Origin of the sequence: Shouchella sp. JSM 1781072 (assembly GCF_041949915.1) — a bacterium.
Taxonomy (GTDB): domain Bacteria; phylum Bacillota; class Bacilli; order Bacillales; family Bacillaceae_D; genus Shouchella.
Genome location: NZ_JBHFQE010000004.1, coordinates 122,965 through 143,445, shown reverse-complemented (window position 1 = coordinate 143,445; position 20,481 = coordinate 122,965). Strand labels below are relative to the sequence as shown.

25 protein-coding genes are annotated in these 20,481 nt (G+C 39.8%); 14 read left to right on the top strand and 11 right to left on the bottom strand.

Translation table 11 applies throughout. The annotated features are described in order from the left end of the window. Positions 1-4 precede the first annotated feature (4 nt). Complete coding sequence (locus tag ACE1TH_RS18805) at positions 5-1,009, top strand: 2-hydroxyacid dehydrogenase (RefSeq protein WP_375079728.1); 1,005 nt, start codon at positions 5-7, stop codon at positions 1,007-1,009. 123 nt (positions 1,010-1,132) lie between these two features. Here the strand turns inward: ACE1TH_RS18805 and ACE1TH_RS18800 are convergent, their stop codons facing one another. Both ACE1TH_RS18800 and ACE1TH_RS18795 read right to left on the bottom strand, forming a co-directional pair. Next, entirely contained in the window at positions 1,133-1,303 is a 171-nt protein-coding gene (locus tag ACE1TH_RS18800) for a hypothetical protein (RefSeq protein WP_176554481.1), read from the bottom strand. A gap of 90 nt (positions 1,304-1,393) precedes the next feature. Then, entirely contained in the window at positions 1,394-1,774 is a 381-nt protein-coding gene (locus tag ACE1TH_RS18795; RefSeq protein WP_375079727.1) for a hypothetical protein, read from the bottom strand. A gap of 156 nt (positions 1,775-1,930) precedes the next feature. Between ACE1TH_RS18795 and exaC the strand changes: the two genes are divergently transcribed. Then, the gene (exaC, locus tag ACE1TH_RS18790; RefSeq protein WP_099305197.1) at positions 1,931-3,448 is read left to right on the top strand and encodes an acetaldehyde dehydrogenase ExaC; all 1,518 of its coding nucleotides are present in this window, start codon (positions 1,931-1,933) and stop codon (positions 3,446-3,448) included. Between the two features lie 27 nt (positions 3,449-3,475). Further along, positions 3,476-3,826, top strand: a complete 351-nt coding sequence (locus tag ACE1TH_RS18785) for a DUF779 domain-containing protein (RefSeq protein WP_099305195.1) — start codon at positions 3,476-3,478, stop codon at positions 3,824-3,826. Positions 3,827-3,847: 21 nt separating this feature from the next. On the opposite strand, the gene ACE1TH_RS18780 is transcribed toward ACE1TH_RS18785, so the two are convergent. The 4 genes from ACE1TH_RS18780 to ACE1TH_RS18765 form a co-directional block, all read right to left on the bottom strand. After that, a complete protein-coding gene (locus ACE1TH_RS18780) occupies positions 3,848-4,771 on the bottom strand; it encodes a class F sortase (protein WP_375079726.1) in 924 nt (307 codons plus the stop codon). A gap of 180 nt (positions 4,772-4,951) precedes the next feature. Next, positions 4,952-6,295: a copper amine oxidase gene (locus tag ACE1TH_RS18775; protein WP_099305191.1), complete on the bottom strand. Its 1,344-nt coding sequence runs from the start codon at positions 6,293-6,295 to the stop codon at positions 4,952-4,954. Between the two features lie 197 nt (positions 6,296-6,492). Next, positions 6,493-7,257 carry an anti-sigma factor gene (locus ACE1TH_RS18770; protein ID WP_375079725.1) on the bottom strand — a complete coding sequence of 255 codons (765 nt, stop codon included), beginning with the start codon at positions 7,255-7,257 and terminating at the stop codon, positions 6,493-6,495. Further along, on the bottom strand, positions 7,250-7,855 hold the full coding sequence (locus ACE1TH_RS18765) for an RNA polymerase sigma factor (RefSeq protein WP_375079724.1): 606 nt from the start codon (positions 7,853-7,855) through the stop codon (positions 7,250-7,252). The genes ACE1TH_RS18770 and ACE1TH_RS18765 overlap by 8 nt, the downstream gene beginning before the upstream one ends. Positions 7,856-8,078: 223 nt before the next feature. Between ACE1TH_RS18765 and ACE1TH_RS18760 the strand changes: the two genes are divergently transcribed. Beyond that, positions 8,079-9,584: a protein adenylyltransferase SelO gene (locus tag ACE1TH_RS18760; protein WP_375079723.1), complete on the top strand. Its 1,506-nt coding sequence runs from the start codon at positions 8,079-8,081 to the stop codon at positions 9,582-9,584. Positions 9,585-9,650: 66 nt separating this feature from the next. On the opposite strand, the gene ACE1TH_RS18755 is transcribed toward ACE1TH_RS18760, so the two are convergent. Continuing rightward, on the bottom strand, positions 9,651-9,935 hold the full coding sequence (locus ACE1TH_RS18755; protein ID WP_375079722.1) for a hypothetical protein: 285 nt from the start codon (positions 9,933-9,935) through the stop codon (positions 9,651-9,653). A 112-nt stretch (positions 9,936-10,047) separates the two neighbouring features. Between ACE1TH_RS18755 and ACE1TH_RS18750 the strand changes: the two genes are divergently transcribed. From ACE1TH_RS18750 to ACE1TH_RS18720, 7 genes are all read left to right on the top strand, one after another. Then, on the top strand, positions 10,048-10,305 hold the full coding sequence (locus ACE1TH_RS18750) for a hypothetical protein (protein WP_099305181.1): 258 nt from the start codon (positions 10,048-10,050) through the stop codon (positions 10,303-10,305). Between the two features lie 16 nt (positions 10,306-10,321). Next, the gene (locus ACE1TH_RS18745) at positions 10,322-10,573 is read left to right on the top strand and encodes a hypothetical protein (protein ID WP_099305179.1); all 252 of its coding nucleotides are present in this window, start codon (positions 10,322-10,324) and stop codon (positions 10,571-10,573) included. Positions 10,574-10,691: 118 nt separating this feature from the next. Beyond that, on the top strand, positions 10,692-11,102 hold the full coding sequence (locus ACE1TH_RS18740) for a hypothetical protein (RefSeq protein ID WP_099305177.1): 411 nt from the start codon (positions 10,692-10,694) through the stop codon (positions 11,100-11,102). Positions 11,103-11,316: 214 nt separating this feature from the next. After that, a complete protein-coding gene (locus tag ACE1TH_RS18735; RefSeq protein ID WP_375079721.1) occupies positions 11,317-12,648 on the top strand; it encodes a hypothetical protein in 1,332 nt (443 codons plus the stop codon). A 75-nt stretch (positions 12,649-12,723) separates the two neighbouring features. Beyond that, the gene (locus ACE1TH_RS18730) at positions 12,724-13,362 is read left to right on the top strand and encodes a TVP38/TMEM64 family protein (protein ID WP_099305173.1); all 639 of its coding nucleotides are present in this window, start codon (positions 12,724-12,726) and stop codon (positions 13,360-13,362) included. 104 nt (positions 13,363-13,466) lie between these two features. Then, the gene (locus ACE1TH_RS18725) at positions 13,467-13,922 is read left to right on the top strand and encodes a GNAT family N-acetyltransferase (protein ID WP_375079720.1); all 456 of its coding nucleotides are present in this window, start codon (positions 13,467-13,469) and stop codon (positions 13,920-13,922) included. Positions 13,923-13,990: 68 nt separating this feature from the next. Next, positions 13,991-14,143: a hypothetical protein gene (locus ACE1TH_RS18720; RefSeq protein WP_176554479.1), complete on the top strand. Its 153-nt coding sequence runs from the start codon at positions 13,991-13,993 to the stop codon at positions 14,141-14,143. Positions 14,144-14,187: 44 nt separating this feature from the next. On the opposite strand, the gene ACE1TH_RS18715 is transcribed toward ACE1TH_RS18720, so the two are convergent. From ACE1TH_RS18715 to ACE1TH_RS18705, 3 genes are read right to left on the bottom strand one after another with little or no spacing between them, the layout of a single operon-like run. Further along, positions 14,188-15,660, bottom strand: a complete 1,473-nt coding sequence (locus ACE1TH_RS18715; RefSeq protein ID WP_099305169.1) for a tripartite tricarboxylate transporter permease — start codon at positions 15,658-15,660, stop codon at positions 14,188-14,190. Positions 15,661-15,689: 29 nt separating this feature from the next. Beyond that, the gene (locus tag ACE1TH_RS18710) at positions 15,690-16,118 is read right to left on the bottom strand and encodes a tripartite tricarboxylate transporter TctB family protein (protein ID WP_176554478.1); all 429 of its coding nucleotides are present in this window, start codon (positions 16,116-16,118) and stop codon (positions 15,690-15,692) included. A gap of 25 nt (positions 16,119-16,143) precedes the next feature. Beyond that, entirely contained in the window at positions 16,144-17,151 is a 1,008-nt protein-coding gene (locus tag ACE1TH_RS18705) for a Bug family tripartite tricarboxylate transporter substrate binding protein (protein WP_099305165.1), read from the bottom strand. A 344-nt stretch (positions 17,152-17,495) separates the two neighbouring features. Between ACE1TH_RS18705 and ACE1TH_RS18700 the strand changes: the two genes are divergently transcribed. From ACE1TH_RS18700 to aroD, 3 genes are all read left to right on the top strand, one after another. Next, positions 17,496-18,329 (top strand): sugar phosphate isomerase/epimerase family protein, encoded by an 834-nt coding sequence (locus ACE1TH_RS18700; RefSeq protein ID WP_099305163.1) that lies wholly within the window; start codon positions 17,496-17,498, stop codon positions 18,327-18,329. Positions 18,330-18,452: 123 nt separating this feature from the next. After that, on the top strand, positions 18,453-19,190 hold the full coding sequence (locus ACE1TH_RS18695) for an IclR family transcriptional regulator (protein ID WP_099305161.1): 738 nt from the start codon (positions 18,453-18,455) through the stop codon (positions 19,188-19,190). A gap of 43 nt (positions 19,191-19,233) precedes the next feature. After that, complete coding sequence (gene aroD, locus ACE1TH_RS18690) at positions 19,234-19,998, top strand: type I 3-dehydroquinate dehydratase (protein ID WP_099305159.1); 765 nt, start codon at positions 19,234-19,236, stop codon at positions 19,996-19,998. An 85-nt stretch (positions 19,999-20,083) separates the two neighbouring features. On the opposite strand, the gene ACE1TH_RS18685 is transcribed toward aroD, so the two are convergent. Continuing rightward, on the bottom strand, positions 20,084-20,434 hold the full coding sequence (locus ACE1TH_RS18685; protein WP_375079719.1) for a winged helix-turn-helix transcriptional regulator: 351 nt from the start codon (positions 20,432-20,434) through the stop codon (positions 20,084-20,086). Between the last annotated feature and the right edge of the window lie 47 nt (positions 20,435-20,481).

The window sequence follows — 20,481 nt, the reverse complement described above, 5'->3', positions numbered from 1 at the left end:
GAATATGAAATGTTTGGCGATCGCTGACTTATTAATCTCTCAAGATATGTTGAAACAAGGACTTGCAACTCTTGAAGAAAAAGGGATTGAAGTAACGATTCGAGAATGGCACCATGAACAGGTGGAAGATTTACAAAAGGATAATTTACGCATTGAACAATATGGTGCAGATGCGGTAATGTTACCTGAAACCCTTACCCGTGACATCGATCAGTATGACCTTATTTTGACTCAATTTGCGCCTTTAAATCGTGCTGTTCTTGCGGCAGCCCGCAATGTATCCGTCATCGGTGTGCTTCGTGGAGGAGTAGAGAATATTGATGTGGAAGCAGCTGAAACAAGAGGAATTACAGTCATAAATACGCCAGGGCGAAATGCACGAAGCGTAGCTGAATACACAGTTGGAATGATGATTGCAGAGATGCGAAACATAGGGCGTTCTCATGCTTCCATCATGAAAGGAAGTTGGCAAAAAGACTTTACTAATCATGATTCTATCCCAGAATTAGGTCGGCGAACGGTTGGTTTAATTGGATTTGGTCATATTGGTCAACTTGTTGCAAAATGCTTAAGCGGATTTGGAACGAAGATTCTTTTTTATGATCCGTATTTTAAAGGGGAAACAGGATGTATTCAGGTTGAGTTAGATGAATTGTTAGAAGCGTCTGATGTCGTGAGTTTACATGGGCGGTTAACCGCTGAAACAAAAGGAATGATGGGCTATGAACAATTTCAAAGGATGAAACAAACGGCGATTCTGATTAATACCGCCCGGTCAGGTCTAGTAAAAGAAGAAGCGTTAGTCAGAGCTTTGCAAGAAAATATAATAGCTGGTGCAGCGCTAGATACGTTCGACTATGAACCTTTAAAGAAAGACAGTCGTTTTCTCTCACTAAATAATGTCACTTTAACGGCTCATTTAGCGGGTAGTACAGTCGATGCCTTTCGCTACACACCTACATTACTAGCTGAACGGGTTATGTCTTATCTAGATAGCGAACGTAAATAAGCTGGCTTTGTTCCTCAAAATCACTCAAATATTGGTAGGGCTGTTATTTTTAAAAGAAAGAAAAAACTAGAATGCACACCATTCTAGTTGAAAGTTAACGTATGTATGAAACATAGCGGTTTTTTATTGTTCGTTAATTTTTGCAACCGACCAAGGGTTTTTTGGATTGAGCGTGTTGAGCTTTTTCGCATACTCTAGTGCATTTTCAAATTCAATAAATACACGGTCTGTCACAGAATGGATATTTTTCAAAATGAAAGTCTGCCCATCTACGAGCCTTTTAAGATGATACATGAGCGTTCCTCCTCAAATGATTAGGATATATCTATTATACTGCTTTAGCGTAGTTACGTATATGAAAAAATCATGTAATCGATGCGAAATTTATGTGTTCGCCTCTTTTTTTATAGAATTAAGTATGGCTTTGGTTAGTAGTCTAGCCATTGATTGGCCAATCACAATAAGTAAGCCGGATAGTACGATGACAACATTCATGGTAAATGGGTTAAACCAGCTTTGGTTTGGAGGCGTAATAAACAGCTCTGCCAATAGCATCGATAAGAGAATCATAAACGCGTTCATCAAAAGAAATTGGTGAATGCGAACTTGAGTCGACAAAGCGCCAGCCACAATGGACCAAGTAATGAGAGCGCCGTAGATGAACGAATAATTAATATCAGCTTCTTGATTGCGCATGGTTGTTTCATAAAAGTGAAAGAAGAACGAACCTGGGAACATGGCAATAATCATCCACAGTATTTTCAAAGAACCCCTCCATTTATAGATATGCCCTTCGTAAGTGTATTCTGTCAATCTTGTTTTTTCCCTTTTAAATTCTTTGACTCCTTTCATTACAAGCGTTAGAATAAAGTCAACATATATTGTAAGCGCTTACTTTAACTTAACAAAGGAGGAATGAATATGATTTATGCAAATCCGAATCAAGAAGGATCACTCGTTTCATTTAAACAGAAATATGATAACTATATTAATGGTGAATGGACGGCGCCTGTTAGAGGTCAATACTTTGAAAACATCTCGCCCGTTACAGGGGAAGTGTTTTGTGAATTAGCCCGCTCAACGTCAGAAGACATTGAATTAGCGCTAGATGCAGCGCATGAGGCAAAGGTGAGTTGGGGGAAAACCTCGCCAGCGGAGCGCGCCAACGTGTTAAACAGGATAGCGGATCGAATTGAAGACAATAGTGAAATGCTTGCTGTAGCAGAGACTTGGGACAATGGAAAAGCGGTTCGAGAAACGTTAGCGGCAGATGTACCGTTAATGGTCGATCACTTCCGCTATTTTGCTGCGACGATTCGTGCACAAGAAGGGAGTTTAAGTCAGCTAGATGAGGATACGGTAGCTTACCATTTTCATGAGCCATTAGGCGTTGTTGGACAAATTATTCCGTGGAATTTTCCATTGCTAATGGCGACGTGGAAACTTGCTCCAGCTCTGGCTGCCGGTAATTGTGTCGTTTTAAAACCAGCAGAACAAACGCCAGCATCAATTATGGTGTTGCTTGAGTTAATTGGAGACCTTTTACCTAAAGGTGTAGTTAACGTTGTGAATGGTTTTGGTGTAGAAGCTGGAAAGCCACTTGCGTCAAATCCAAGAATCGCAAAAATTGCATTTACTGGAGAAACGACAACAGGTCGATTAATTATGCAATATGCGTCACAAAATATTATCCCGGTTACGCTCGAATTAGGTGGGAAGTCACCAAATATCTTTTTTAAAGATATTATGGATGAAGACGATGATTTCTTAGATAAAGCAGTAGAAGGGTTTGTGATGTTTGCGCTTAATCAAGGTGAAGTTTGTACATGTCCATCTCGAGCCTTAATTGATGAATCTATTTATGATGCGTTTATGGAACGGGCCCTTAAACGAGTGAAGGAAATTAAGATTGGGAATCCACTTGATACAGAAACCATGATGGGGGCACAGGCATCTTCTGAACAAATGGAGAAGATTCTTTCTTATATAGACATCGGGAAACAAGAAGGTGCTGAAATTCTAACTGGAGGAGCGCAAAATAAGCTTGAAGGAAATGAAAATGGCTATTATATTCAGCCAACCGTTTTTAAAGGAACAAATCAAATGCGTATTTTCCAAGAAGAAATTTTTGGTCCTGTTGTCTCCGTTACGACATTTAAAACGGCAGACGAAGCGCTAGAAATTGCTAATGATACATTATATGGCTTAGGTGCTGGCGTTTGGACGCGTAATATGAACCAAGCTTATCGCTTTGGACGCAGTATTGAAGCTGGTCGAGTTTGGACGAATTGCTACCATGCGTATCCCGCCCATGCTGCATTTGGCGGCTATAAAAACTCAGGTATTGGTCGGGAAAATCATAAGATGATGTTGGATCATTATCAGCAAACGAAGAACTTATTAGTCAGTTATGGTACTAGTCCGATGGGGCTTTTCTAATTAGCTAGATAAAGAGGAGATGAGCGTGTGGTTGACAAAGTAACAGCAACAGAAACAGCGATCGCCTTCTTGGAAGTATTAAAAGATAAACATGGTCCGCTTATGTTCCATCAATCAGGTGGATGTTGTGATGGGAGCTCTCCCATGTGTTATCAAGCAGGTGAATTTCTTGTCGGAGACAGTGATATTCTACTTGGAAAGATTGCAGACACTCCTTTTTACATGAGTAAAGTTCAATATGAATATTGGAAGCATACACAAATTATTGTTGATGTCGTCGATGGACGTGGAGGGATGTTTTCAATAGAAGGACCAGAGGGGAAACGTTTTTTAACTCGGTCAAGAGTATTTACAGAGGAAGAACGAGCTGCATTATAAATGTTAAAAAAGGAGATGGTCTTAAGCCTCTCCTTTTTCTTGTGCTTGTTTGGATTCATTTCCAAAATAATCAACGGTTTTTACTGTATAGTCAACATCGTCGTTATCGATGAGAAAAGATTTTCTTTCTTGCTGAGATACACTAGCAACATAGGTTTCTTTCCCATTTTCGCTGACTTCATAAATCCGATAGCCTGCGATGTAGTCATCACGAACGGCATACCATGATAATAGATTTCCTTGAATAGCTAGTTCCGTAGGCTCGGTAGGGACTTCTTCACTATTTGTATCTTCCACTAATGAAGTATAAACAACAAGGCGTTCATCGTGATTGCCTGTTTGCCGATCAAATGTACCTGTACACGTAATTAAATTGAGTTGTTTGTTATCTGTTGATCCGAATATCTCTGTTAGTGGTGCGTCATCATACGGATAGCTTTCAATTTTATCAACCGTAAATTCTAATTCTTCCCCATCTCCATCGGTTACGAACACGGATTGATCTTCTTCTAAATCACCTAAATAAAAAAATACTGCTGGACCATTATTATCATCAACATGTCCTGCCAAAACAGCATTTCCATGGCCACCAGGTTTTGTTCCTGGTTCATACCAACCAACATCGGTTCCGTTATCAGGAACACCCATTTGTCCATTTTCTAAGAGTCCCACTTCTGTAATTGGCGCTGCAACATCGAGTGCGGGAATTCTTAATTCAGAAGGGAACAGTTCGCTTTGTTTGTTTAGTTCAGCATGAGCGGCATCCAATGTCTCTTGATCAATCGTAAATTCCTCCGCAATGGTTTGTTCCGCTTCAATTTCAACGGGTGGTTCAATTTCATTTTGTGCTGAAGATTGGGAGGTGGGTGGTTCTTCTGCAGATGTACTACATCCTATGAGCGTCAAAAAAGATAAGATGACTACAACGAGTGGTCTTATTTGCACAACAGATCAACCTCCTTTTGAATGATAAAAAAGTGCGATCGACGGACACTTTCCGCGAGTAATGTCTCAGCTAACGTAAGCTTTTGCAAGACCCCGCAGGAGTGACCGCCTGATGCACTTCAATTCACATATACATTGAGAATGTTAGTCTTGATAGTCGAATCAATGCTATGCTTATTTTTACGCGTTTGTGCGTAATTTACGTACGCCGAAATAGCCAGCGAAAGTAACTGTAGCACCTGCTAGAATCCATGCCATCCATTGAAGAGAGATTCCTTGCTGACTTCCACCCATACCTGTTTGTGGCATATCAGGCATTGCAGCTTCTTCTTCAAACATGTCTGGATTTTGTTCAACAATGGCACCAGCTAAACCTGAACCAATGTCGAATGTGAAGGCATATCCTTCTCTAAACGTTTCGAATGAACCGGCATAATCGCCTTCCATGTAACGATCAAATGTTGTAAATACTTGGTCTTCATGTACATTTACAAGTTCAGTAGCGTCAGCAGCTGGCAAAATACCCTCAGTTGCTGTGTCTAAAAACATTCCAAACTCATCAGCAAATGTACTTAATTTACTTTTTGCAGCGTCTTTCGCTTCATCATCTTCATTTTTAACAGCATTGACATATTCACTTTGTGCTAAAATGTGATTGCCCTGCCAAATCTGCTCAAATTGTTCTCCGCCTTCTTCACCGTAAACAGAAGCAATGGTAGCTTTTAAGTCAGCTGTGTTTTCATCTTCTGCCCAGCTAACAAAATCAAAGTCTTCGCTATCTTTGAATTCTTTTGACATAGATAGTGTTGCTAAAGCAAAGTGTTCGGCAACAAGATTGCTTAGGTCTGATCTTAAGTTCCCAGCGTCTGTTAGAGGTGCTGTTCCTTCAAACATATCTGGATTTTGCTCAACGATGGCATTTGATAGAGCGGCACTAATATCAAACATATGTGAAAGACCTTCACGATACGTCATGTAAGCTGCCTCGTAGTCACCATCTACATAAGCATTAAAGGCATCTTCTACTTGTTGTTCATGAATATCTAGTACTTCAATGGCAGCGTCGCTTGGAAGAGCTCCCTCTGTCGCACCTGCAAGAAATTCACCAAATTCTACGTAGAAGGCATCAAGCATATCAGATGCTTCTTCTTGTGCTTCCATGTCCTCATCTTTTACAGCTTGAACGTATTCAGCCGTTAGTTCGTTATGTCCAGAGAAGATACGGTCAAATTCTTCTGCGCCTTCATCTCCATAAAGTGATGCAATGGCCGGTTTCATATCTGCAGCATTTTGCATTAGTGCTTCTTGTGCAGCTTCTGCGCCTTCATCGCCATCATATTGTTTTTGCATAGATAGAACAGCTAACGCAAAGTGTTCTGATAAAAGGTGGTCGAGTGTTCCTCTAAGTTCAACTGCTGGTGTTGTTACTTGCGACATCCCTTCTTGTGCTTGAGCGCCTTGAATAAATGATGGTGCAATTAGTGAAGCACCTAATACTGGGATTAAAGCTTTTCTCATTTTCATTTTGAAACACTCCTTTGTGTTTTGATTTCACTAAGCTAACGCAAAGGATGTCAGAATGGATCACTTTTTATAAAAAGTTTTTTAAAAAAATTAAAGTGAATTAAAAGAATCGATAGAGAGAAGGGGGGAAGAACGTCTTTTATAAAAAAAGAACTGCACTCAATAAGCGCAGTTCTTTATGTCGTGACAAGATGTGTTTAAAGTTCTTCTAATAACACAATCTCGCCTTCTGGGGTTTCACTTGTTTCGTCAGGTTCAATCGTAATCGCTATCGTATCAAAGCCCATTGATGGGTCGATGTCGAATGTAGACATGCCACTTCCATCTTCAGCAGGTGTGAATGTACCCGCCCGGTATGGGTCGCCATCTTTTAACAACCATACTTGATACACTTGCGTATCTTCTGTTTGCGATAGTTGGTCTGCCTCAACAATTAACTGTTGGTATTGATCTTTATTAACAAAAGAGGCAGTCGCTTCAAATGGAATCGTCTCTTCAGCCGGCTGGAGACTCAAACGCTGTACAAGTGAATCTACGGTGACGCTTGGTTCCACAACCGTATCTCCTGGACCGCTTAATTGGTTGACGGTATAGACATTTCCAATTAGCGACAGTAATAAGGCGGCAGCCATTGTCGGAATGAGCCAATTTCTTTTCTTTTTACGTTTTGGTAACTCTTGTTTTTCTTTTATAGGAGTAACAGTTTTATCTTGATCATCAGTAGACTGAGAATCTACCGGTGCTTTTTCAGCAAACGCAGCTGCAAGAACTCGGTCTTTCATTGCTGATGGAGGTTCAACTGGATCAACATCAAACCCTAAGTCATCCGTAAGCTCTTTGATTTCATTTAATTCTTCTTGGCATGTCGAACATGTTTCTAGATGCGCTTCAAATTCTTTTCGTTCTGTGTTGGTTAATTGTCCGTTAATGTAGTCAATTAAATGGTTACAACGTTCACTCATGAATGATCCCTCCATTCTGTTCAATGTCTTGGATAGTTTCTTTCAGATGTTTTAATGCAAGTCGAATCCTTCCTTTAACCGTACCTAAGGGGAGGTCGCACGAATCAGCAATCTTTTGCTGGGACAAGCCTTGATAATAAAATAAGGTAATGACCTTTTGTTGTTCTGGTTTTAACTGGCTAATCGCTCTTCTGACGACAGCCCGTTTTTCTTTCCATTCCACCTGATCTTCCACGCTCGGATCAGGATCTTCTGTCATTTCTTTTGTCGCGATTTCAGAAGCGGTTTCCCGTTTCTTACGAATATGGTCAATGACAGTATTTCGTGTCATCGTCAATAACCAGCTAGAAAATTTTCCTTTTGTTTCATCGTATGAACTTTTTTGTGTCCACACTTTTATAAAAACTTCCTGAACAATTTCTTCGGCCAATTGTTTTTCTTCCGTCATCTTAAAGGTGAAAGAAAAGAGAAGCTTACTGTATTTATCATACATTTGTTCGAGCGCCTCTTTTTCTCCACGCCTGAGCTTCTTATAGAGCTCTACATCATGTTCGGGCATCATAATCTCCTTTTTAATCTGATCTCGATTTACGGACATAAAAAATCGGAATAATAGCTCTTTGCTGATTTTACATGTATTTGTCGAGAAAAGCCAAATAAAAAGGTAAGTGGTTCGCTCTCTTATTAAACGTATCAAACGTTCGTTTGGATCACTTTTTTTTAAAAGATGTTTGAGCGTAGTAATAAGTGGGAAAAGGAATAAATTATCCTAACAAGGATTGTACCATGATTCCTTGCGTTGCTTCTCACGATATGATTAGATGGCAACTAAGGACTTTTCGATTGAGGTGAGCAAAGAAATGGACAGTTCGAATAACGAAACAAATTGGCGTTTAGATACTAGTTATAAACAACTACCTGAAGCCTTTTATAGTAAGCAATCGTTTAATAAAGTGCCAAACCCAGAAGTTGTTATTTTTAATGATCCATTAGCAGAGCACTTATCAATGCCTCTAGATTTTCTGAAAACAAACGAAGGTCAAGAACTGCTAGCAGGAAATCAGTTGCCGGCTGGACGAGAAGGACTGGCGCAAGCTTATGCAGGACATCAATTCGGACATTTTACGATGCTTGGCGATGGGAGAGCGCTTCTTTTAGGTGAACACATAACGCCTGAGGGAGAGCGTGTGGACGTTCAATTAAAAGGGTCAGGACGAACGGTGTTTTCACGTGGTGGCGATGGAAGGGCCGCACTCGGTCCAATGCTTAGAGAATATATTATGAGTGAAGGCATGCATGGGTTAGGCATTCCTACTACAAGAAGCCTAGCTGTTATGAAAACAGGCCAATACGTGAGGCGAGAGGAACGGTTGCCTGGTGCCGTTCTCACGCGTATCGCAAAGAGCCACATTCGCGTTGGGACGTTTCAATTCGCAGCTGCACGAGGAGAAGTAGATGATCTTAAAGCATTAGCAGATTATGCAATTGAGCGCCATGAACCAGATTTGCAGGGGGAGCAACAACCATATCTGTCGTTCCTTTATCGAGTGATAGAAAAACAAGCGCACTTAATCGCGCAATGGCAGCTTGTCGGTTTTGTTCATGGTGTCATGAATACAGATAATATGGCAATCAGTGGTGAAACCATTGACTATGGCCCGTGTGCATTTCTAGATGCGTATGATCCATCAGCAGTATTTAGTTCAATTGACACGCAAGGACGCTATGCATATGGCAATCAACCTTATAGCGCGAACTGGAATGTAGCCCGATTTGCTGAAGCGCTCTTACCTTTGCTGTCAGAAAATCAAGAGCAAGCTGTAGCAATAGCGCAACAAGCCATTGAAGCATTTACGCCTCTTTATAAACAGTACTGGCTAGAAGGAATGCGGACAAAATTAGGATTGTTACAAGAGGGAGAGGAAGACGGAGCATTTGTTAACCAACTCCTCGCTATTATGAGCGAGTATAAACTTGACTACACGAATACGTTTCGACAGTTAAGTACTGGAGAGAAGCTAGCTTCAACTGTAGAAGACGATGGTCATTATCAAGAGTGGAAGAAAGAGTGGCAACGTCGTTTGGACGAGCAACCCTTTAAGCGAGAAGAAGCGGTACAAACCATGTTAGCAACGAATCCTTATGTTATTCCAAGAAATGAACATATGGAGCGCGTGCTTAATGATGCCGTAGAAAAAAATGATGCCACCTTGCTGAAGAAATTTTTGTCTGCGCTAAGCAATCCGTTTACAGAAACAGATGAAGGGAAAGAGTTTACAGCAGTTTCAACAAACGTCAAACCTTACATCACGTATTGCGGCACATAACGTATTGTTGTGTGTCGCTTTTTTATAAAATGTCAATCGTCCCATCCTAGTCCAGTGTGTAGGCGTTCATGCGATAGCAATCACGATCAAATTAATGATAAGAAGCAAACAGAGTCCACCATAAAAAAAAGAACGTTTTAAACCGAGATAATGGCATTTAATGGCTTTAGGAATGAGTGCAAGTACGAGTGTTCCGTTTAAAACTAGGCTTATTACTCTGGCATAGGAATAGGGTTCACTTATATTTTGGGTAATGAGAAATAAGAGGATGACCATCATCATGAAAGGAATCCAGGCTAAAACCTCTATACGCCACCATTGCTCGCTTTTTGATTCTGTTTTGACATCCATAACAAACCCCCTCTTAGAAAACCGTATAGTTTCTACATACACAGAATAGACGTATGTAAAACATGGTTTACAAAAAAAGTAGTCATTTCATAAATGGAAAGGGTGTATGCGAATGCACATTGCACTACATATCGGTTATTTTATCGTACTAGTCTTGTCGTGTTTTTTGTCTTTTTTCGTCTTATTTGGTGCAGGTTTTGCAGGAGAGTTTGGTATTACGCTATCGACCGTTTTTAACGTTTTCGGGTTTAGTGTAATATGGGTCGCTGGTTATATGACGTTTTTGTTTACAAAAGACCGCTCCATTCAATATGTTAGTTTATTGTGTGTGATCGTGGGACTTCCAACGTGGTTCATATTAGCGCCTTAATAAAGGAGGATAAAAAATGGATGTGATCAACTATAGTATATTGAGTGTAACAGGTGTTGGGGTTGTATTTGCTATGTTCATGTCAACGCTTTTTTTTACGCCTTTACTCATCACCGTGCCTCTTTTTGCAGGGTGGCTAGGACTTGTCTATACGTATAAAAAAGGAACGCACCGAAATTTCTACGTGATCTGGGGTCTGTCGGCATGTATTTTAGTAGTGACAGTTTTTTTAGCGGTTACGTTTAGCCTAATATTGATGAATGGATGAGCGTAAAAAATAGAGAATGGTGACTGGTTATTAGAGGTTTCGTCGACCGAGAAGGAGATTCCCGTTTGAAATGGAATATGCCTGTATAGAAGCATATTTTGAAGGGGTGATGTGAGTCGTGAACGTTCAGTTAACCTATGAAGCACAGCAAAGTTTGGAAGGGTATTTACAAGCGAAAACAACGCTAGCGGAGGAGACTGAAGCTGATTGGGTGTTTCAGACGAATTGTTTTAAACAATATCGTATTCGTAAATTAGATGGAGCCACTTACTGCCAAGGTCGTCTAGTTGTGTTATTGTCGCTACATGTTGATGAAACGAAATGGTCTCAGCTGATTTTATCCCTATTAAAACGCTATCCACATGGTGTGGAATATTTGAAAGATGATACCCACGCGATTTATTTTTCGATTTATCAAAAAATAAAAAAGAAGCGACTTCAAAAAACGATCCAGTATAGTAAAGCAACTGGTGCCATTCGTGTTCTACAAGGGGATCACTTGAAGCTCTCAAACGTTCATGTAGGCTGAATGATAAACAAAAAAGGATTTTGATCATCCATGTAGAAACCCTATGTAAGAGAGGAGGATGACTGCACCCATTCTCTTCTTTTTTTATTTCTAGCCATTCAACCTTCTGTATAAATAAGCAAATGTTCCGTATATATGCTTGAAAAATGGTATACTTTTACGTAAATTCATCTAGCGAAAGTAGGAGAGTGCCATTTTTTATTTATATTTAAGTTTGATCTTACTGTATATCGCAAGTGAATTTGTTGACCATACAAGTATTCAAAGCGCAATGGGCGTACTTGCTCTTATCATTATTAGCATTAATTTCTTTAAAGTGAAACGACTGTATTTTTGGGCGGGTACAGCTTTTTTTAGTGTAGGGCTTGTTTGCGCGTTTCTTTACGTGCCTGCAGAAAGACCGTTCTTATCATTATTTGGTTCAATGACAAGTTTATTAGCATTGCTGTTTGTTTTGCCATACATGAGCACGATTATTGCAGTTGGTAAATATGATCGAGCCCTTGGTCAAATGATTCGCAAACCACCACAGTTAACAATGGTTCGGCTTTACCGACGTACCTCGATGATGACGTACATGTTGACATTATTTTTAAATGTGGCAACGGTTCCAGTCGTAGTGTCCACTGTAAAAGCGCAAGTTTCGCAGTTAAAAAATGCTTTCATTCAGCGGTTTTTTGCACATAGTATATTGAGAGCATATGGACTTGTCTTACTCTGGAGTCCTACTGAAGTGCTTGTCGCTTCAACGATTGATATGACAGGCACAAATTATTTGCTTTTATTTCCAACATTATTTACGATTAGTGTTTTATTTATATCACTAGATTGGTTTATACATAATCGACAATTAAAGCACGTTGATTTGAAGGCAGCTGTTGAAGTCGCCCATAACCCGGTTCAACTAAGAAAGAAACTGTTGGAGCTAGGCTTTGCGATAACCTGTTTTATCGTGTTGCTGTTAAGTCTAAATGCCTTCATACCACAGTCGTTCTTGTTTTCAGTCACTGTGCTCATTATTCCTTTTACGTTTATGTGGGCTTTCTTTATTAAAAAAGGAAAACGTTTCTCAATTTTAAGTACAGCTTATGTGAAAGGAAATACAACGCAGCTACATGGCTTATTCTTTTTATTTTTAGCAGCTGGCTTTTTTGTGGAAGTGTTTCCATATACGACATTATTTGGCCATATGGACACGTTTTTCTCCTATGTCTATGAGAGTGGACCGATTCTTTTATTCTATTTATTAATTGCTGTATGTATTTTTAGCTTTGCTTTAATTGGTTTCCATCCGTTAATCTCAATTGCGATCTTCTCGCCTTTTTTAGCCGATGCGATGATTGCTCATCCTTATGGGGTCAGTGTGTTATTAATCGGTGTAGGATTAAGTACGGTTATGATTGGTCCGTTTAACATTACACCGACGATTTTAGCGATGCAGCTTCAAGCGAACCCTTACGCGATTATTCAAAAGAATTTAGTGTTTGCCTTTAGTTATTTGCTGTTTATTGTAGGTGTCGCAACGGTGTTTAGTTTAATCTTATAAACCATAATGGTCAGATCGTTTGAGCTATGGAGTTAAGAAAAGAATTGAAATTTTTGATAGAGAGTAGAGAAAGCGATGATTGTAAAAGTTGTCAGCGCCGTCCTTGTAATTGTTGCGATCTTACTTGTAGCCCAGTCTGACTGGGTGACTGAATTAAGAACTGGTGAGGCGGGAGAAGCAAGTGAGTTGTTTCAACAATCTCTTCCCTTTTTACTGGTGTTGTCGCTAGTCTTATTAATTGTACAAAGCATTTTAACCGTTGTTCCTTTGGCTCTAATCTTAATCTTTAATTACATGTTACTAGATTTTTGGTCGGGTTATGCCTGGAGCCTTGGAACAAGTTTGTTTGCGAGTGTGCTTGCATTTTATTTATATCGCTATTGGTTGCAACAGTTGTTTCAACAGAAGGTCAGAAAAGATTGGGTACAAGCAATTGAACGAAATGGGTTTTGGGTGGTACTAACAAGTCGGCTTATCCCTGTCATGCCGTCTAGTTTAATCAATTTAGCAGCAGGGAGTAGTCAAATCACACTGCCAACGTTCTTTCTGTCAACGTTGATTGGAAATAGTCTTTATTTACTTGCACTATTCTTGTTAATGGAAGGGTTTATTGCTGGTGGGATGGAATGGCTCTTGTTACCTGGCGTTGGAATTTTGTTTTTAGCGATTTTTCTAAAGAAAAAAGTGGCGAAACCAGCGAGTGAGTATGAATAATTGAGGAGATGAAGACCATCCGCTTCATCCTTCTTTTTTTGCAAATATGTGAGAGCGTTTACAAAGCATCGTCTAAATTAAAGAAAACAGGAGAAATGTATACGATGGAAATTCGACAGCTACAAAAAAATGAAGATGTGCCTTATGATCTTTTACTACTAGCAGACCCTAATCAAGCGCTCGTTGATGCATACTTGAAACAAGGTGATTGCTATGTGCTTGAAACAAACAAGCAAATTGTAGGGTGTTATGTGCTGCTAAAGACGCGTCCACAGACGATTGAAATTATTAATATTGCTGTTACGGAACAGATGCATGGACGAGGTTATGGAAAGGCGCTGCTTACGCATGCAGTTGAAACGAGCAAAGAAGCTGGTTATCAAACGATTGAAATTGGTACATCAAATTCAAGCATTAATCAACTAGCGTTTTATCAAAAATACGGGTTTCGCATGGATTACATTGACCGTGATTTCTTTTTACGACATTATGATGAAGAGATCTGGGAAAATGGTATACAAGCTGTTGATATGGTGCGACTGTCGATACATTTCTCGTAATTAATGGTTTAAAGAGAATCGAAGGCAGGTATTAAAGAGTAGTAGAGAGTGAGAAAGAAGGTTTTACAATGAAAGTAAGGGAGATCGATCTATTCGAACGAGAGCTGACGACATTAAAGAACCAAAGACAAAACCCTCAACTCTATGCTTGTTTTCAAACTGAAATTGATAGTCAAATTGAACTAATCAAGGAAGCAATTCGTTCCTATAAAAAATTATAAAAAAATAAGCCGGCATTAAAGCGGCTTATTTTCTATGTGCATAATTATGTTTGTTTACGGAATCCTTTGATGGTGGAAATGAGCATAACAACAAATAATAAACTTAAAACTAGGCTTATCGGTGAGGTGACATATCCTAAAAAGAAGTCACCAATGTCATGATGAGCCGTAATCATAGCAGCTCGAAAAGACTGATCAATTAATGGTCCTAGAACAATACCTAAAACGAGGGGAGCCAGTGGAAAACCAAATAAGCGCAAAATGAACCCTAATACACCGAAACCGATCATCCAATATACATCAATCATTGTATTGTTAATGGAGTAGGCTCCGACAACAATTAATACGAGGATGATGGGCATTAAAACCCCTTTTGGGATAGAAATAACTTTTTTGAACAGGTGAATGCCGCTCATCCCAAAAAGTAATAAAAAAAGGTTGGCTAAAAATAATGAACCACAAATGACCCAAAAAAGATCAGGGGAATTGACAATGAGTAATGGACCAGGGTCTAGCCCGTGAACAATAAGTGCGCCGATTATGACGGCCGTAACAGCGTCTCCTGGTATTCCTAGAGTTAACATCGGAACAAAAGCACCACCAATTGCAGCGTTGTTCGCTGTTTCGGGAGCAATAACCCCTTCATAAGCCCCTTCACCAAACGGGCGACTTGGCTTTTTCGTGCTTCGCTTTGCATGATCGTACCCAAGTAAGGCTGCAATCTCTCCACCCACACCTGGTAAGACACCGGCTAATGCACCAATGACAGATGTACGAAGCGTTAATGGCAAAAATTTGATTAACATGGCAAGCGGTGGGATGATTTTTCCTACAACACTGTCTTTTTGACTTTGCGCTTTTTGTGAGAGCTGAAAGAGCACTTCTGCAAAACCGAACAACCCTAAAATCGCAATGATAACGTTAATGCCACTTTGCAATTCGAGCACACCAAAGGTTAATCGCGGTGCCGCTGAAATCATATCAAGTCCAATTAAACCAATGACAACCCCGAAACACGCAAGAAACATCGATTTTATAAAAGCGCCACTGCTCATCGTACCGACTAATAGTAAGCCAAGTAATGCTAGGAGTAAGTAATCGCGATGAGCAAAAAATAAAGCGATGTCGGATAAAACAGGTGTGGCAAAAACAAGGAGAAGAAGGCCCACCATTCCCCCAACAATCGATAAAATAGTAGAAAGTCCAATTGCTAAGCCTGCTTCCCCTCTTTGAGCGAGAGGGTACCCATCAAAAGATGTAGCAATCTGAGCAGGGCCACCAGGCATGTTTAATAAAATTGCAGGTCTAGCGCCACCATAGACACCACCTACATAGACACCTACGATCAGTGCAAGAGCCGAAAGCGTGTCCCACGAGTAGGTTAACGATAGCAATAATACGGTCGCCATTGTTACTGAAAGACCGGGAATGGCACCGACATAAATGCCTGCGAACGTCCCTAACGCAACGAGAAGAAGCAATTGGTAGTCTAATAATGGCATAAGAAATTGTTCCATAACGCTCCTCATTTCTAAACGAATTCATGTTAAGGGAATACAATTTGAAAAACAGTTTGAAAAATAAATACGATCACAACAACGAGAATGACGGCTAATAAAATACTTTTCCAAAAGGAGAGCGTCCGAAAAAATAGAAAACTAGCGAGTAAAAAAAAGAACGTTACAAGACTAAATGGAAAGACAGGAATAAGAATGACGTAAGCAACAACGAGAGAGAGAAAGCCAAAAAAATGAAATCGATGTTCAATTTTATGGGTCGTTCCTTCAGAAGATTGAAACTGCTGATACGCTAGTATACAAGAGAATAAAACCATGAAAAAAGACAGGACGAGAGGGAGAAAACGTCCTGAAGATAAAAATTCATCATAAACAGGAATCCTTAACGCTTGGGTAACAAAGATCACACTAATTGTAATCAAGCCAATATAAAAATAAAAAGCAGGGGACTTAATCAATGGGTTTCTTCCTTTCTCGTGCAAGTTAAAAGTTAGGGATGGGAATATCATAGTTTTCTGGATGTTCAGCAAAACCAGATTGATAGAGAAACCAGTTAGTGCGTGATTCCCATTCAGTTTGATAATCAAGCGCCTCTGATCCTGTTAATCCTAGTGGAATCATACGATTGTTCTCTAAAAATTGTTGAAAATCAGCGTCTTCGAAAGCGTACTCAAAGCTTTCAACCAATGTATCAATAACAGGCTCAGGTGTCCCTTTTGTCACATAAGCTCCGTAATAAGCTCCCCATGGAAGATAATCTAAGTATTCTGGAGCCACTTCACCAAGCGCCGGCCATTCACCAAATTCTTCAAGACGCGTATCGTTTACAATTCCTAGAACACGAACTTCTTCTGCAACAATGTAGTTGTAAGCAGATGGAAGGGAGACAATGGATGCATCAATTTGTTTCCCCATTAATCCAGTAATAGAGGCGCCCTCTCCTTTATAGGGAACCATGGCAAAATCAAGGCCGAGCATGCTCGATACAACACCAGATGTGCCCACTGGCCCAGTCGTTGCCATCAAAGTATCGCCAGGGTGATCTTCCGCATGGGTGAGTAACTGATCCAGCGTTTCAAATTGAGAGTCAGGGTGAACAATAATCACAGGAACGGTTCTTGCAAAAAGCATCAACGGTTCAAAATCATGGTAACTTAAATCGGAAATGCCTGTTGTTCGATATAAGTTTGGATTCTCAGCACCAAATAAAATTTTGTACCCATTAGCTGGGTCGGTATAAACGTCGTGAGTGGCAATTGATCCAGCACCACCTTCAACGTTTTGCAAAATAATTGTCTCATCAAGAACTGGTTCAGTATATTGACTGACTACCCGAGCAATTGAGTCGGCCCCGCCACCAGGTCCAAAAGGAATAACACCTGTTATGGAACGGTTTGGATAATCATGACCAAGTTCGCCCGATGTTGCAGAAGAAGTACATGACGAAAGAAAAAGGGTACAGGAAACAAATAAGAGGAAGCGTTTCTTCATTGGTTAATCAACTCCAAATCATTTAGAAAGCGGTTTCAAAAAGTTCCGTTTAGTGGAACTTGGATCTTGTTTAATGGAAATATAACTGAATTGTAGCAAACCTCAATTCCGTTGTCATTCTTTTTTTAAAATTATGCGAAAATTATTTATGTGAATCAATTTATAAGAGTTAGTTTTTACGAGACGTTGTAAGGAGGATGAAATAGATGTATAGAAGTGGACTTGTTATTTAAGAAAGTAGAAAGTGGTTGACAAACCTTTAGCGGTATCGATACTATTTGAAGTGAATATCTTGTATACTAGTATAAAATAAATATAAAGCGTATACAAAAGGAGGAGAAACAATGAAACATCAATTTTCATTAGCTCATTTGACAGCATTAGAGTGTGCGCCACCAGAACTGACTTATTTAGCAGCACAAGCTGGTTATGATTTTGTAAGCATACGCCCTATTTATATGGGGCTTCCCAACGAACCGAATTATGATTTAGCAAACAACAAGGCCATGTTTAAAGAAACAAAGCAGGCTTTAGAAACAACTGGTTTAAAGGTGTTTGACATTGAATTAGCACGGGTTAATGATGAGATAGATCCAACAACGTATGAGCCAGCTTTTGAAGTTGCAGCAGAATTGGGAGCAAAGCACGTGCTTAGCAGTATCTGGACCGATCACACAGAACGTGGTCGTGAAAAATTCGCTAAACTATGCGACGTCGCAAAACCGTACGGCCTAACAATTAATTTAGAGTCTGTTCCAATTGCATCAGTGAAAACACTAAAAGGTGCGGTACACGTATTGGAAGACGTTAATAAACCAAATGCAGGTTTAATGATTGACGCGCACCATTTTCATCGTGCACACGATCGACCAGAGGAAATTCAATCAATTCCAAAAGAATGGTTAAATTATTTTCATTTATGTGATGCCCAAGGACATATTCCTCAAGAGCAAGCAGAAATGACAAGGATTTTACGGGAGGAAAGGCTTTATATTGGTGAAGGAGGATTGCCATTAAAAGAAATGATCAGTCATCTACCGGATGATATCGTATTCTCGTTAGAGATGCCTCATTTACAGCGAACAAAAGAGCTAGGAACTTATGGCTATATAAAGCAATGTCTAGAATCAGCGCGAGCATTTGTTGAACAGTGTAATAAGAATCCTTTAACGACTTAACTTGTATACTAGTGTTTTAACAAACTATTGTGAAAGAACGTTCGTATGGCGAACAGGGTATGGTACACTCTTTTTAGCGACATGGTTTCATTAGCTGAAGTTAAAAAGGTGGTACGATTAGTAATGGAAAAACGTGATTCATTGCGAACCGTTCGACGAGCATTATCCATACTTGATTGTTTTTCAATTCAGCAACAAGAGCTTTCGTTAACTCAAATTGCCAATCAAATTGATTTGGCAAAATCAACGACAACACGGTTGTTGTCGAGTTTAGAAACGGAACATCTAATCCATCGAGATGAACAAACGGGAAAATATAAGCTTGGTATCAAACTCATCTCTTTAGGTCAGATTGCAAAAGATTCGTATCCCCTTAAAGGTAGGGTGTCGAAGTTAATGGAAAAACTTCGTGATGAGACACTCGAAACGGTGAACTTGTATACTCTTGATCAAGGGAAGCGAATATGTATTCATCAATTTGAAGGATACCAGCCGCTTCGTCATGCGGTTCGAATTGGTGAGATGTTGCCCCTGTCCAGTGGAGCAGGTGGAAAGCTATTACTTGCTTATCAGCCGAAGCATATACAAGATAAAGTCCTAGCCGATCTTGACCCTACGACTCTAGAAGAGCGGATTTTAGAATTGGGGCAAATTAGAGAGACAGGAATAGCCGTAAGTAGAGAAGAACGAGAACTTGGATTAGCCGCAATAGCTGCTGCTGTGTTTAATGAAGACGGTAGTGTGACCCACTGTATTTCACTATCCGGTCTCATGCAAAGATTTTCTGAAGAAAAACTTTCTGACTATCAACAAATACTAACGAAGGCACTTAGACAAGTGAACGGTGAAAAAAGGCTTTAGTAACGTAAGCGGTTTCAATAATTGTGGGAAGCAGGTGACGTGTATGGGAACAGTGATTAAGAAAATGAAAGCGAATGAAATTCAGCGTCCAATGATTTGTACACCTCTTGTAGGACGAACAAGTCAAGCTCTTAAAGAGGAACTTTCAGCCATTGTTCAAAAAAAACCGGGATTAATTGAATGGCGGGTAGACTTTTTTGAGCAATTGGATCAGACAGATGAAGTAATTAAAATCGGAAAATGGATAAAAGAACAGGCTGATGGTATACCAATTTTGTTCACAAGACGCTCTATTCGAGAAGGTGGAGAGACCATCTCTTTAACAGAAGCTCAAGTGACAGACTTGTATACCGAAGTATTAAAAGCAGATGTCGTTGATGCAGTTGATGTTGAATTAAGTTGTCCAGCTGAAGCAAAGCAGAGCATCTTAGCGCTAGCAAAAGAAAAACAAATCCAAACTGTGATGTCTTTTCATAATTTTAAAGAAACACCAACGAAAGATGCGCTTTTGTCTATTTTGGAACAAGCGCAAAAAGAAGGCGCTGATGTAGGCAAAATTGCATTAATGCCGCAATCTCTCGAAGATGTTTTAACAGTTGCACAGGTGACCGAAGAAGCAAATCGTACATTAACGATTCCTATTATTACGATGTCCATGGGGCCAAAAGGAGCACTTTCACGATTAATGGGTGGTGCCTTCGGATCAGCTGTAAGTTTTGCGGTTGGTCAATCTGCATCTGCACCAGGTCAAATTGAAATTGCTGAGGTAGAAAAAGTACTGAATGTTATTGAAGCAAGTCAACAATAAATCAAGTTTAAAACAGGAAAAAAAGAATCTTTATGACGAATGAAAGAGCGGTCATAAAGATTCTTTTATTATGTCCAGAGCTCGTTTATCTACCCGCTAAACCTTCATGTTTTGATTGTTTATGATTTAAGTGATTTAGACCCCACGTATGCATCGCATTTAGAATAGGCTCTAACGTTGTGCCATAAGCGCTGATTGTATATTCGACTTTTGGTGGAATTTGCGGATATATGTGCCGTTCAATAATTTCTTCTTCTTCTAACTCCCTTAATTGTTGCGTCAAGACTTTAGGGGTAATACTAGGGATGGCGCGTTGGAATTCACCAAAACGAGTCGTACCATTCGCTAACAAATGCAGTAAAATAAGTAGCTTCCACTTGCCGACGATAATATCCAACGCCTGACTTACTTGGCATTGATCGGGTACGATCTTCATAATCTTCACTCCTTTAGTATACTTTTGTATACCATCTATCTTTAAGG